The following is a 12,370-nucleotide window of genomic DNA, read 5'->3' as shown; positions in this document are numbered from 1 at the left end:
GCGTATAAAGTGGAGCCGCTATTCTTTACCGTGACCATCTTTGCTGATAGTAGAGCCTACTTTTTTACAAGGACCTTTCCTCTCGTTATGCATTTTGCATCAATCATTCACGTGTTTGGATTGTTACTCATGGTGACCGGTAGCACCATGCTGTTCCCTGCTCTCTGTTCTTTGTATTACGGAGAGGGGGATCTGATTCCCTTGGTGGTGTCAGCTGCCGTGACTTTTTTTCTAGGGCTTCCTGCGTGGTGGTTATGTCGCAAAAATTACGAACTGAATATGAAGGACGGGATTATTGTTGCAGTTTTTGGTTGGTTTATCGTTTCTGCCTTTTCCGCCCTCCCATTTATGCTTCATGGTTCAATACCTTCATTTACCGATGCCTATTTTGAGATGATATCCGGGTATACCACCACCGGAGCAACAGTGCTCACCGACATAGAGTGTGTTCCCCATGGCTTATTGTTCTGGCGCAGTGAGACCCATCTGCTCGGCGGGATGGGATTTCTTACTCTAACCGTCATCTTACTTCCCCAAGGAATGGGAGGCCTCCGTTTGTTCAGGGCGGAGTCAAGCCCTGGTCAAGTCATCACTAAAGAAAAGTTCAAGCCGCGCAATCGTGACACCATGATCAGTCTCTGGTGGATCTATCTTTGTTTGAATTTTCTCCAGGCCGGTTTATTGTGGGCCGGCGATATGTCGATTTTTGATGCCCTTTGCACAGCTTTTGGGACGATTTCCACCTCTGGTTATTCTCCCAAAAATTTAAGTATTGGGCACTATAACAGTGCTTATTTTGATTGGGTAACCATCCTGTTCATGTTTTTGGGTGGGACAACTTTTCTTCTTTTTTTTCTGTTGCTGCAAGGGGAGTGGAAAGCTGTTTACAGGAATACGGAATTCAAGTGGTACGTGGTGCTGGTTCTCTTCTTTTCGGTAATGGTATCACTCATACTGCTCAAAAACGGCACCTATAATACGATCGCTGATGCATTTCGGTTCGGCACTTTTCAGGTAATGTCACTTTTAACGACCACAGGTTTTACGACCACAAATTATGAACTGTGGCCTCAAGCTGCGCAGATGTTTCTTTTTGCCGTCTGTTTTGTCGGCGCCTGTGCCGGCTCTACAACAAGTGGGATTAAGGTGGTGCACTATGTGATTATTTGTAAATACATGTACAATTCCATTCGCAAAATATTTTTTCAGCCCCGCTCTGTGATTACGATTCGTCTGAATCAGAAGGCTGTAGATTCTTCTGTGGTCGATCTAGCCTTGTGCTATTTTATAGTAAATATTTTTATGGTTCTGGGGGGCGGATGCTTGATGTCTCTTTTGGAGGAGCTTGACTATATTAGTGCTATGAGCGCAGTTATTTCAGCTCTGATGAATATCGGCCCTGGCTTTGGTGCTGTCGGTCCCAGTGAAAATTTTGCTTTTTTATCTGATGCCAGCAAATGGTTTCTGTCCTGGAATATGCTGGTTGGACGATTGGAAATGTTTTCCGCTTTGGTTATTTTTTATCCGTCATTTTGGAAGAAATAGAGGGCATTTCTACTGTCAGGCTGAAAAGAGCTTCCGAACATCTTTTAGGTAGAGTGAGTTGCAGATGACGATCGCCCTGTCACCACTATGAATATGTGTATCTCCTACAGCAGTTTTCCACTGCCCGTCCCGAAAGACACTACCGATAATGATATGACCGGCAAGTGCCTTTGTCTGATTAGCGAGCGGTTTTCGGGTGATAGGAGAGTTGGGGGCCGCGATCAGGTCAACAACTTCAGCATCAAAGCCATGCATGTGGGAGATGGAAAGTAACTCGCTCCCGCGAATAAAGGTAAGAATTTCGTTTCCGGCCAGGATCTTTTTGTTAAGGACTATGTCGAGTCCGCTGGTGGAGGCAAGTACAAGATATTCCTCCTTGGTGACAAGGCAGATCGTCTTTCTCTGCATTCCTTGCGTCTCACCATCATGAGCGGCCATGAGATGTCTAGAGAGGATGCAGCTCATGATATTGGTTTCATTTTCTCCTGTTGCAGCGATAAACGTGTCAATGTCCTTGAGGCCTGTCTCTTCTAAAATTTCTTTGTCAGAGCCGTCTCCATGGAGTACTTCCGTGTCTCTGAGCATAGAAGACAATTCTTCCGCTCTTTTCCCGTCTTTTTCCAGCAGGGTGACGCGAAAAGTTTTTCCAAGAAGTTCGGCAATCCGGGAGCCAACCAAGCCGCCGCCGAGGATCATCACCCGGTGTCGTCGATGTTGCTTTACCCCGGTGAGCTCCATCAATTTCGGCAGGTCTTTCTTGTCTGCCATAATCAGGACTTGATCCTGGGGAAGAATTTCGTGCTCGCCGGAGGGGATAACGGTACTGATCCCCCTGGCAATGGCCACAACTCGAAACGGGAACTCACTGTAGGTTTTCGATATATCGATTAAATTTTTAAATGCAAAAGGGGATGTTTGGGTAATCCTGGTGGCCATTACCTGCATTTGGCCAAGAGCTATGTCAATGATCTCATCACCGGCAGTTCTTTTGATCATGCGGACAATTTCTTGGGCGGCAAGCTCTTCAGGGTGAATGAAGAGGTCTACTTTGAGGTCTTCTCCTTTCAGCAGGGAGTTGCTATGGCCAAAGTCTTGGGACCTTACTCGGGCAATCTTAGTAGGTATGTCAAAGCGATCAGCAACCATTGCAGAGAGCATGTTGATCGCATCGTTGTCTGTCACCGCAATCAGGTAATCCATATTTTTTGCATGCGCATCCTTCCAGCAGGACACTGACATGGCGTTGCCTTGTATCAGGCGGGCATCCATAGCGCCGTCGGCGTAACGGACAAGGTCGCTGTCAGGCTCGATTACGGTAATCGCATACCCTTCATGGAGGAGTCGTTTAGCCAGGTAAGAACCAATGCCGCCAAGACCAAGGATAAGGATATTTTCGGTGGCACCTTTTTTTTTAAAAATCATATGCTCAATGATGTGTTGCAGATCAGCTGCAAATTCTTGTGCCCCTGTTTTTTACACAGATGACTATTTTGTTGACATGTTAGCAAAGTTTTGGATTACAGATTACGTTCATTAGGGTTCCAGGAAATGAAGGCCCAGGTTGGAACATGCTGCCTATGAACTGTAACCCCTCCATTTTGATTGGAGGTGGTAATGGATTGAAGGTATTTTTTCAATTGCTTTTTTTCATCGGGATTGATTGAGGGAAACATGGAGCTGTAGCTTGTCATGGCATCCTCAAAGTTGCGATACGTTGGATGCTCATCAAGGCGTATATACTCTATCGAGGCTAGAAAGCCCATTTGATAGAGGAGATTAACGGTATAGATATAATCAGGTCCGGTCTGTAGAGGCCTTTGTAGAGCTCTGAAGGCGCCAGGGTCAAAAGGACCATGGCGAACTTTGTCAGTGATCACTACTTTTTCAGTTGCAAAACAGCAGAGTTGTTTGATCGCACCTTTTAGATCTCTGACAGCAAGCGATCGGGAAGCAATGGCAAGCTCGTGAGGACGGATACCCAGCTGCCTCCAGTCATCCTCCCAAGCGGCTTTGCAGGTCGTAATGTTTGCTATCTTGTACTGTTGTGCTCGTTTGTTAAGTATATCGAGCATGTTGCCTGAAAAATCAAGGCAGGTGATATGTCTCACACGAGGTGCAAGGGGCAGTGACAGTGTCCCAGGCCCGGATCCGACGTCCAAGACTGTCCAGTGTGCTTCAGGTCGGAGGAGCTGCAGGAAGTGCTTGGTGTAGATGGAGGTCGCAGTCCGTGCGGCAAAAGAGTGGGCCCGGTTATCCCAGTCTTTTACCTTTTTTTCTTTTTTTGCTCTACTTTGTTGCGCTTGTTGCCAAAGTTTGCCCCAATCGACACTATTATAATCCAATTTGACCATACATTTTCGTTGTTGAGATGAAATGGTTTGACAGATAGACTATGCTGTGATTAAAATACGCAGTTTCGTGAAACAACTGTAGTGTGTGCAGACAGAGTAGATACTTTTTTCGAAAAACCATATGTTCTATCGACCATTGTACATCTTACCGAACAGGTTTATACGTTACTTGGAAAGGTTCAGCTCCGTTTCACAACTGCTTTTATTAAACATATTATACCATGAAAGGAAATGAGTTATGAGCAAAAGAACTTTTCAACCCAGTAACATCAAGCGTCACCGTACCCATGGTTTTCGCAGCCGCATGAAAACCCATGGTGGAAGAGCTGTAATCAAGCGTAGAAGGGCAAAAGGGCGCAAGCAGTTAGCAGCATAGGAAAACATGAAACCCCATGGACTCCCTAAAACAAGTCTGATAAGAAAAAACAGGGAATTCAATCGGGTTTACCGGTACGGAAATCGACTGTACGGTGATGGCTTTGCTGTAATTTATATGTCGAATCAGAAGCAATGGAGTCGATTGGGCATAAGTGTACAGCGAAAGGTAGGGGGGGCGGTTCAACGTAACCGGATTAAGCGTATTATACGTGAGGTCTTTCGCAAGAACAGAAACTTGTTTCCCCGGAATGCGGATGTCGTTGTGACTGTTCGTCCAGGTTTTTCTGCGCGTAGTTCCAGCGACTTCCAGCATATGGTTTCAGCCGTAATGGATGCGAAGTCCTTCCCTGATGATTTAAACGATGGGGAGCTTTGTTGAAAAGAAAATATGTGATGCAAATCAGAGATGTTTTTGCCGTTGTGACGTCGATTCCCCAAAAGTTTCTGGTGCTGCTTTTCAAGGGGTATCAATATGTTATTTCGCCACTATTCCCCCCCACCTGTCGATTTACTCCCTCCTGTTCTCAGTATGCAATTGAAGCGGTACAAAAATATGGCGTAATTCGCGGAGGGTTGAAAGGCCTTTGGCGTATATTGCGTTGTCATCCTTTTTCTCAGGGCGGTTACGACCCTGTGAAATAATACTTTTGTCTTGGGCATTAAATACATGTGCAGCCGAGAGTGTCTTTACGAGGTGTGAAAAAAAATGGACTTATTCAGAGCCTTTCTGGCTATTGTTCTCTCATTCCTGATTCTTGTCGGGTACCAATATTTTTTTGTTAAACCGGTTGCTGAACAACCAGTTGTTAAGGAAACCGTCAGTAGCCAGGAACAAGGTGCAGGGCAGAGCACTGCACCGGCACAACCAGTGGTAGCGTCGCAGGCAAGCAACAGTATGGTTGCTGTCCCTGTGAATCCTGATGCGCGGGATATCACGATAGATACACCACTTTACACGGCTGTTATCAGTGAGCAGGGGGGTGGTTTTAAAAGTTTTGTCCTCAAAAAGTATCGAACGGACATTGAGCTTGAATCAGGTCCAATGCAGTTGGTTCTTACCCAGACACCCAACACCTTACCGGTTCTTTTTTCGCTTGATAACGGAGCCGGAAAAGTGTTGCCGCTTTTTACAGCGGGAAACGATTCGGTTGTGGTTACTGACGAGCAGGGAGAAGCTGTTCTGGTAATGCAAGCAACCCTTGATGATGGGACCAAAATAGTTAGGACGCTCAAGTTTCGGGGGAATACCTACTTAATCGATGATACGTATCAGGTGGAAAATGTGGGGGGGAATCCGCTGCAGATATCACCTGCGATGAGTATGATTCATAAGTCGTTTTCCCATGCCAGTGCGACCAGCCGATTCCTCTTTTCTGGACCGGCAGCGTACGTCAATGGCGAATTGGTAGAAACGAAACCTAAAAAGATAGCCGAAGGCCCAATTATTCTACAGGGAGATGTCAGCTGGTCTGGGTATGTGGATAACTACTTTATGACGTCCATTGTGCCGAAATCAGATAAAACCCTGGTAGTAAGCCTGCAAGGTAATGAGGAAAGTGTTCGCACTGTCATTTCAGAAGGGATAGAGACACTTGGCGCTGGCGAAACCAGTGAGCACGCATATTCCATATATTTCGGTCCTAAAAAACTTAAGATCCTGCAGGCTACAGGGGGAGAACTTGCTAAGGCAGTGAATTTCGGTTGGTTTGATGTTTTGGCAAAGCCCATGCTGTGGCTGTTGAACTTTTTTTATGATTATACAAAAAATTATGGAATAGCTATTATTTTGGTGACCGTTTTAATTAAAGCGGTGTTCTGGCCTGTTACCCAGAAGGGTATGAAGTCCATGAAGAACATGCAGAAACTGCAGCCAAAAGTGGCAAAGCTGAAAGAGAAATTCAAGGATGATCCTGCAAAAATGAATCAGGAAATGATGGCTATGTACAAAACGTACAAAGTCAACCCTGTGGGCGGGTGCCTGCCCATGGTTATCCAGATTCCATTTTTCTTCGCCCTGTATCGTGTTTTGATGGCTGCAATTGAGCTGCGCCATGCTCCGTTCATGCTATGGATCAATGACCTTTCTGCACCAGATCGGCTTTGGATAGGGGTGGATATTCCTTATCTGCATGGGTTGCCTGTGTTGACCTTGCTGATGGGGGCTTCCATGTATCTGCAGCAGAAAATGACTCCTACAACTGCTGACCCAACACAAGCGAGAGTTATGCAGTTTTTGCCGATAATTTTCACTTTTATGTTTATTAATTTTGCCTCTGGTCTGGTACTTTATTGGTTTATAAATAATCTTCTTTCCATTCTTCAGCAACAACTCATCAACCGGCAAAGTAAGGCATAACTCGGGGCTGTAAGGAAAACTCTTATGACAAAAGACAAAGATTTTTTTGGAAAAGATATAACAGATGTTATTGATCAGGCTTGTAAGGAGTTTGCTACAACACAAGACAACTTGGAGATTGAGATCCTTGAAACGGGGTCAGCCGGGATTTTTGGTTTGTGCCGAAAACAAGCCCATATTCGGGTGAAAGAAAAAACCCAGCAAGAGAAGGTTGAGCCGCGCCCCGTTGAGCAGGAACCTGTCGCTGACACAAAACCAGAAGGTCAAGAGAACGCTGCCCTGGCCGGTGATGCCCGACACGAGCAAAAGGAAGACGATTCGGCAGAAAGCGCAAAAACTACAAACACAGCCAATGATGATGTTGAAATCAAGAAAGAAATTCCTTCTGCTAAAGGAGGAGGGCGGGGGGCTACCGAATCTGCTGAAATGAGCTACGAAGAGCCGTCGCAAGAAGCGTTGGATGCTATTCAAGCGACCATAAGTGAGATGCTCTCTCTCATGAAGTTTCCGTCACAGGTTGATGTTACCTTTGAGGGTAATACTGTCACCTGCAACATCAATGGCGAATACGAGGAAGATATAATCGGTTCAGAAGGGCGCACGCTTGATAGTCTCCAGTATCTTATTCGTAAGATGATGTTGCAAAGTTTGCCGGATAGATTTCTTTTGTCGCTCAATGCCGGCGATTTCAGGCAGCGACGTGCAGAAGATTTAAAACAACGAGCAGTTGAGCTTGCCGAAAAGGTAAAAGAAGATGGAAAAACCCAGGCAATTCCAGCTTTGAACCCATCGGAGCGTCGTATTGTTCACATGATCTTGCAAGAGGATAAAGGGATCCGGAGCCGTTCGGTCGGAGATGGACTCTTTAAAAAAGTGCTGATTTATAAGCCCGGCAAAGGACGTCGGTCCGGATCCAGAAAAAAGAGAGGATAGCACGGATGGGGTACCATCGTTCAACAGATACCATAGCTGCCATTGCCACGCCACCTGGGACTGGCGGCATCGGTATTATTCGCATCTCTGGTGCAACTGCTGCAACCATTCTTGAGCAGATTTTTACTCCAAAGTACCCCATTTCTCATTTTGAAAGCCATAAAATGTATTATGGCACACTAGCCGATTCTGCCGGTAAAGTTATAGATGAGGTCCTTGCTGTTTTCATGCAGGGGCCAGCGACATACACGGTTGAAGATGTGGTCGAATTGCATTGCCACGGTTCATATATATTGTTGCAGAAGGTGTTGGCAACAGTTTTTGCCTTGGGGGCTAGGCCCGCTGAGCCTGGAGAGTTTACCAAGCGTGCTTTTCTTGGCGGCCGTATTGACCTTACCCAGGCTGAAGCTGTTATTGATTTGTTGCAGGCTCAAACGGATAAAGGGATCGACCTTGCAGTTAACCAACTGCAAGGCCGTTTGACCGATGAACTTGAGCCAGTCCGTAAGGAGTTGATCGCCATTCTGGCACTCCTTGAAGTCGCGATAGATTTCCCTGAAGATGATGTGGAACTGCTCGATAAAAAAGCAATCGAGATGCAACTGAAGGTTAATATTCTAAAGCCGATTGAAGCACTGATCCGCTCGGTATCCAGTGCTAAAATTATTCGAGAGGGGATTAGTGTCGTCATTGCCGGTCGTCCCAATGTGGGTAAATCCAGCCTGCTTAACACACTGCTCAGGGAAGAACGTGCGCTCGTCACACCGTTACCGGGTACCACAAGAGATACTATTGAAGAAAGTATCGTCATCGAGGGTATCCCTGTACATCTTGTCGATACTGCAGGCATTCGGGCCCATAATGACGTAGTCGAAGAGCTGGGAATGGAACGGGCCAGGCGCAAGATGGATGCTGCTGATTTGGTCCTGTTTTTGCTCGATGCCTCACAGCCGTTGACCAAGCGAGATCTCGACCTCTATGCAACGATTAAAGATAAGCAGCTTATAGTGGTTTTTAATAAAACGGACAGGGGTAACGAGCAGGAATTAGATGGTCTGCATCGAAAATTTGAGCAGGCAACGCGGGTCGAAATTTCAGCCAAGGAAAATGTGGGAATCGACACCTTGCGTGAAACCATTTTTAAGACCGTTCTCAGTGATGACCAGGCTGCAGAAATCGGATTGTGCGCACCTAATGTAAGGCACTTAGCTGCATTGCAGAAAACAGCAGAAGCCTGTCGGAGACTGCTGGCTGCAATTTGCGATGGTGCGCCGTGTGATCTGCTGGCTGTTGATGCCCAGGATGGATTGGATTATCTGGGAGATATTATTGGGTTGACAACCCCTGAAGATGTTTTGGATGCTATCTTTAATGAGTTTTGTATAGGAAAATAAAACGTTTTTCTTCGTTCACCGATGTCCACCTGTGCACTTATTGTATTACTTCTTATTTTTGCTTTCTGCTGGTACTGTTTTTGTTTGAGGCTGTGAAATCTCAGGCGTCTTTGTCGGTTTTCCTTTATCTGCCGCACTAATCTCACCGCTTAATAAAGCGCCGGGTTCAACTGTCAGGCTTTCGGCAATCAGTTTGCCTTTGATTGCAGCAGTCGCGTGAATGGTAACAACTTTTGCGTAAATATTGCCCTCGATTTGACCGTGACAGACCAGGGCTTCCAGCTGTAAGTCCCCTTTTATTTTACCAACTTCACTGAGGATGAGATATTCCCCCGTAAGGTTGCCCTCCACTGTACCGTCAATTCTAGCTTTGCCTGCAAAAGAGATCTCGCCTGTAATTTGCATTTCCTGGGAAATAATTGAGGATATAACGTCCTTGGACAATGCTTTTTTAGGTGGATGGTCAACAGTTTTGTGAGAAGGAGCGTTTTTGCTTTTAAATAAAGCCATAATGAGTGTGTGAAAGCTTAATTTTTGATTTTCATGGATAAGCTTGCTATTTTTATATATTTCATTGGATCAATAGGCTTGCCATGAAGCTGTATCTCGTAATGAAGATGGGAACCTGTACTTCTTCCTGTATTACCAACATGGCCTATCACCATACCCCGAGTAACGTTTTCACCTTTTTTGACTAATCTTTTACTTAAATGCGCGAAAAGGGTTTTGTAACCGTTATGGTGGTCTATGACAATATAATTACCCCATCCTCTTGAGTAGGTCGATGTCTTGACAGTACCACCACCAGTTGCTCGAATTTTATCGCCTGTATTTCCTTTGAAATCCAATCCTTCATGAAAGGCACTCTTTTTATTGAGAGGATCTTTTCTTCGGCCAAAGCGAGAACTGATTTTTGTTGGTAGCGGGCGGCCGATGGGGGTCTTTTCCAGGATGCTGAGATACTTGTCTGTATGGAGGAGCAACTGCTCACCATAGGAACCTTCACCGGAAGAGATAAAAGGACCACCACTGTGTTTCGGATCTTCTTCAATGATCACCTCGACCCCAATGGAGTCCATGACTGACTCGATAATTTTAGAGCGTTCATCAAGTCGGCTCACACTTTTTTCAACCAGGTTTTCCTGCTGCTGTCGGAGGAGAGAAATTTGTTGTTGATACTCCTCAAGCTGAGAGGTAGCGGTAGCGAGTTGGGTGGCTAATTCGGTATTGGTTTTAATGTCTGTACGGAGAGCGGCAACCTCTTTTTTTAGGGTATAGTTGGATGAAAATAGACGCACGCTGAGAGCGCTGCCTAAGCTGAGCACAAGCGCACCTATAAGACATCCAGTGATACTATTGCGCAATGCCTTTTTGGAGATAACATAGGCACGCCCATTCCCACTTTCGCCGGTTACCAGGATATGAAGGTTTTTATTTTGCATGATGGTATGTGTACGTGGCTTTGATTGCTTGCATTGGACAAGTGTGTGCAGTTTGAGCTGCAGAACTGCAGACAATAAATAACAGGAGAAATGTTACGGGAAACGCAAAGGAGACCCTAACTCTTGCTATTTGCCATTTAAACATTTAGATCAGACGAATTGATTATCTTTGATGGTAACTGCTCGCGGGGGGATAACTCTTTGATTTATTATACCTAAAACCTGTAAGCAGTTACCATTGATGTACCGTATACACGGAGACTGTTGGAAATGCAAGATAAAGGGGCACGACAGGTGTTTTCCTGCCCTCTTGGAAATCGGTAAAATACGATAAGCAAAAGTGGCAGGAGTACCCTTTGAAAGCAGAATTGGAAAGAAGTTATTCGCCGTAGGAGTCGGAAAAAAGTTTGTCTATGGCTGCCTGTCCGTCATCGCTCAGATAGCGGGTTCCGGAACCGACAAAGGTGTTATAGGTGATGGTGGGAGTGTCTTCCTGCCATGAATTGTCTTTCCAGGTAAACCATTGCTTCTTGTCTTGGTCGTACACATGCAGTGGTCGGTTGAAAAGTTTCGCCAGTTCAACAGCCCAGCCGGTGCCACCTTTTACGGAGTTGTCATCCAGAATGCTTCCAATTACAAATACTTGATGCCCTTTGTTGACCATGTGGAAAATGACCTGCAGGACTTTACGAATTTTTTCGGTCTCATAATAGGTGCGGTTCATCATTCTGGACGCAATTTCCATACTGATATTACCACGTTGTAGATCCTCTTCACTTAAAAGCTCTGTGTTGCGGTCCCTGTTAAGGCGGTGTCCTTCAAAAGTAAAAATCACTTCATTGATACCATATTTTTCGGCTTGTTCGCCAAAAGCTGATTCTGCGCCTTTTAGGCCGCCGTGGTAGAGTGTACACTCATTTGCGTTCATCATTTGTCACCTTGATATGAGTCGTTGTCGAAATAACAATATTTTTGACTGCATACATATCTTGCAGCCAAGAACAGCTTATTTTTTATTTTGTTGCCTTGAAAAAAACTCTGTGTGGAGCTGGATACCCCTCTATAGTAAGCGTAGGGTTCTGCTTGTCAATAAAATCTTCGTATGATTCAAATGTCATCCATTTGGTTCTGCGTTGTTCAAGAGAGCTCATGGGGTGTTGACAGAAAAGGGATATATCTCTAAAACCTGTTCTTTGCAGCCAGTTATTCAGACAGGAAGCAGTGGGCACAAACCAAGTACCTGGTACTTTGGCGTATGTTTTTTCAGGGAACAGGGCTAGGGATTCTTCTCCAGGGATAGCCTGAGACTCTATGATTAATGTTCCGTCTTGAGTTAAGGCGTTGTGCATATCCTGCAACGATACAATGGGTGAGTGTCTATGGTAGAGAATACCGAGACAGAAAATAACATCAAAACTATCAGGAAAGAAGGGGAGGTGTTCTATGCCAAGTAACTCGACGTCAAGGTTTTTTTGATTGGCAAAAGTATTGAGGGTACGAAAGGTATAATAGTGATGAACATATGGTTCGAACCCCAGGACAAAGCGAGGATTATACTCTGTCATGCGAAACATATAGTAGCCGTTGTTACAACCAATGTCTGCGATGAGCTTTCCTTTAAGCTCAGGAAGCTGAGGGGCAATTCGGTTCCATTTTTTTTCGCTGCGCCATTCTGCATCTATATCGATACCAAAAATAGAAAACGGGCCTTTTCGCCAGGGCATCAGGTTTTGCATTGTCCTGGATACCAAGAGAGCCTCGTCGGCATTGAGTTCTTCCGGTGTGCCAATGGTCACTATATCTTCTTTGAAGCAGCAGCTTGATGCCCGGAGGTGGCTGATTTTTTTTAATGGTTCCTGGTAGCGAAGGAAGCCTTTTTTCGGTTGGGAGAGCCAATTGTGTTTGTCTTGCAGAAAAGTATGTAATCCGGCGTGGTCGGCGTTGGGGAAAATATGCGAATAGTTAGACATA

Annotated in this window: 13 protein-coding genes; 7 read left to right on the top strand and 6 right to left on the bottom strand. The window is 45.3% G+C overall.

The features are described 5' to 3' along the window. The first annotated feature begins 87 nt into the window (after positions 1-87). Complete coding sequence (locus JWH17_RS03360) at positions 88-1,545, top strand: TrkH family potassium uptake protein (RefSeq protein WP_205221149.1); 1,458 nt, start codon at positions 88-90, stop codon at positions 1,543-1,545. A gap of 15 nt (positions 1,546-1,560) precedes the next feature. Here JWH17_RS03360 and trkA read toward each other — a convergent pair whose 3' ends face one another. Continuing rightward, positions 1,561-2,967 carry a Trk system potassium transporter TrkA gene (gene trkA, locus JWH17_RS03355; protein WP_205221148.1) on the bottom strand — a complete coding sequence of 469 codons (1,407 nt, stop codon included), beginning with the start codon at positions 2,965-2,967 and terminating at the stop codon, positions 1,561-1,563. A gap of 95 nt (positions 2,968-3,062) precedes the next feature. Beyond that, positions 3,063-3,896 (bottom strand): class I SAM-dependent methyltransferase, encoded by an 834-nt coding sequence (locus JWH17_RS03350; RefSeq protein ID WP_205221147.1) that lies wholly within the window; start codon positions 3,894-3,896, stop codon positions 3,063-3,065. 238 nt (positions 3,897-4,134) lie between these two features. On the opposite strand from JWH17_RS03350, the gene rpmH reads away from it, so the two are divergent. From rpmH to mnmE, 6 genes are all read left to right on the top strand, one after another. Then, complete coding sequence (rpmH, locus tag JWH17_RS03345) at positions 4,135-4,272, top strand: 50S ribosomal protein L34 (RefSeq protein WP_205221146.1); 138 nt, start codon at positions 4,135-4,137, stop codon at positions 4,270-4,272. A 6-nt stretch (positions 4,273-4,278) separates the two neighbouring features. Continuing rightward, a complete protein-coding gene (rnpA, locus tag JWH17_RS03340; RefSeq protein WP_205221145.1) occupies positions 4,279-4,653 on the top strand; it encodes a ribonuclease P protein component in 375 nt (124 codons plus the stop codon). 14 nt (positions 4,654-4,667) lie between these two features. Further along, the gene (yidD, locus tag JWH17_RS03335; RefSeq protein ID WP_205221256.1) at positions 4,668-4,916 is read left to right on the top strand and encodes a membrane protein insertion efficiency factor YidD; all 249 of its coding nucleotides are present in this window, start codon (positions 4,668-4,670) and stop codon (positions 4,914-4,916) included. Positions 4,917-4,980: 64 nt separating this feature from the next. Further along, complete coding sequence (gene yidC, locus JWH17_RS03330) at positions 4,981-6,630, top strand: membrane protein insertase YidC (protein ID WP_205221144.1); 1,650 nt, start codon at positions 4,981-4,983, stop codon at positions 6,628-6,630. A gap of 24 nt (positions 6,631-6,654) precedes the next feature. Beyond that, positions 6,655-7,563 (top strand): Jag family protein, encoded by a 909-nt coding sequence (locus JWH17_RS03325; RefSeq protein ID WP_205221143.1) that lies wholly within the window; start codon positions 6,655-6,657, stop codon positions 7,561-7,563. Positions 7,564-7,568: 5 nt separating this feature from the next. Continuing rightward, positions 7,569-8,957 (top strand): tRNA uridine-5-carboxymethylaminomethyl(34) synthesis GTPase MnmE, encoded by a 1,389-nt coding sequence (gene mnmE / locus JWH17_RS03320; RefSeq protein ID WP_205221142.1) that lies wholly within the window; start codon positions 7,569-7,571, stop codon positions 8,955-8,957. 45 nt (positions 8,958-9,002) lie between these two features. Here mnmE and JWH17_RS03315 read toward each other — a convergent pair whose 3' ends face one another. The 4 genes from JWH17_RS03315 to cmoB form a co-directional block, all read right to left on the bottom strand. Then, entirely contained in the window at positions 9,003-9,467 is a 465-nt protein-coding gene (locus JWH17_RS03315; RefSeq protein WP_205221141.1) for a bactofilin family protein, read from the bottom strand. Positions 9,468-9,484: 17 nt separating this feature from the next. Then, positions 9,485-10,399: a M23 family metallopeptidase gene (locus JWH17_RS03310; protein ID WP_205221140.1), complete on the bottom strand. Its 915-nt coding sequence runs from the start codon at positions 10,397-10,399 to the stop codon at positions 9,485-9,487. A 379-nt stretch (positions 10,400-10,778) separates the two neighbouring features. Continuing rightward, on the bottom strand, positions 10,779-11,327 hold the full coding sequence (locus JWH17_RS03305; RefSeq protein ID WP_205221255.1) for a hypothetical protein: 549 nt from the start codon (positions 11,325-11,327) through the stop codon (positions 10,779-10,781). A gap of 85 nt (positions 11,328-11,412) precedes the next feature. After that, the gene (gene cmoB, locus JWH17_RS03300; RefSeq protein WP_205221139.1) at positions 11,413-12,369 is read right to left on the bottom strand and encodes a tRNA 5-methoxyuridine(34)/uridine 5-oxyacetic acid(34) synthase CmoB; all 957 of its coding nucleotides are present in this window, start codon (positions 12,367-12,369) and stop codon (positions 11,413-11,415) included. Position 12,370 lies beyond the last annotated feature (1 nt).

Origin of the sequence: Desulfogranum marinum (genome assembly GCF_016918565.1) — a bacterium.
Taxonomy (GTDB): domain Bacteria; phylum Desulfobacterota; class Desulfobulbia; order Desulfobulbales; family Desulfobulbaceae; genus Desulfogranum; species Desulfogranum marinum.
This window is presented reverse-complemented; position numbering and strand designations above follow the sequence as displayed.

What these genes read in the sequence shown, in the direction of transcription:
- rnpA (WP_205221145.1), top strand. Translation starts at nt 4,279, where the DNA reads ATGAAACCCCATGGACTCCCTAAAACAAGTCTGATAAGAAAAAACAGG.
- rpmH (WP_205221146.1), top strand. Translation starts at nt 4,135, where the DNA reads ATGAGCAAAAGAACTTTTCAACCCAGTAACATCAAGCGTCACCGTACC.
- mnmE (WP_205221142.1), top strand. Translation starts at nt 7,569, where the DNA reads ATGGGGTACCATCGTTCAACAGATACCATAGCTGCCATTGCCACGCCA.
- yidD (WP_205221256.1), top strand. Translation starts at nt 4,668, where the DNA reads ATGCAAATCAGAGATGTTTTTGCCGTTGTGACGTCGATTCCCCAAAAG.
- JWH17_RS03305 (WP_205221255.1), bottom strand. Translation starts at nt 11,327, where the DNA reads ATGAACGCAAATGAGTGTACACTCTACCACGGCGGCCTAAAAGGCGCA.
- JWH17_RS03325 (WP_205221143.1), top strand. Translation starts at nt 6,655, where the DNA reads ATGACAAAAGACAAAGATTTTTTTGGAAAAGATATAACAGATGTTATT.
- JWH17_RS03350 (WP_205221147.1), bottom strand. Translation starts at nt 3,896, where the DNA reads ATGGTCAAATTGGATTATAATAGTGTCGATTGGGGCAAACTTTGGCAA.
- yidC (WP_205221144.1), top strand. Translation starts at nt 4,981, where the DNA reads ATGGACTTATTCAGAGCCTTTCTGGCTATTGTTCTCTCATTCCTGATT.
- JWH17_RS03310 (WP_205221140.1), bottom strand. Translation starts at nt 10,399, where the DNA reads ATGCAAAATAAAAACCTTCATATCCTGGTAACCGGCGAAAGTGGGAAT.
- cmoB (WP_205221139.1), bottom strand. Translation starts at nt 12,369, where the DNA reads ATGTCTAACTATTCGCATATTTTCCCCAACGCCGACCACGCCGGATTA.
- JWH17_RS03360 (WP_205221149.1), top strand. Translation starts at nt 88, where the DNA reads ATGCATTTTGCATCAATCATTCACGTGTTTGGATTGTTACTCATGGTG.
- JWH17_RS03315 (WP_205221141.1), bottom strand. Translation starts at nt 9,467, where the DNA reads ATGGCTTTATTTAAAAGCAAAAACGCTCCTTCTCACAAAACTGTTGAC.
- trkA (WP_205221148.1), bottom strand. Translation starts at nt 2,967, where the DNA reads ATGATTTTTAAAAAAAAAGGTGCCACCGAAAATATCCTTATCCTTGGT.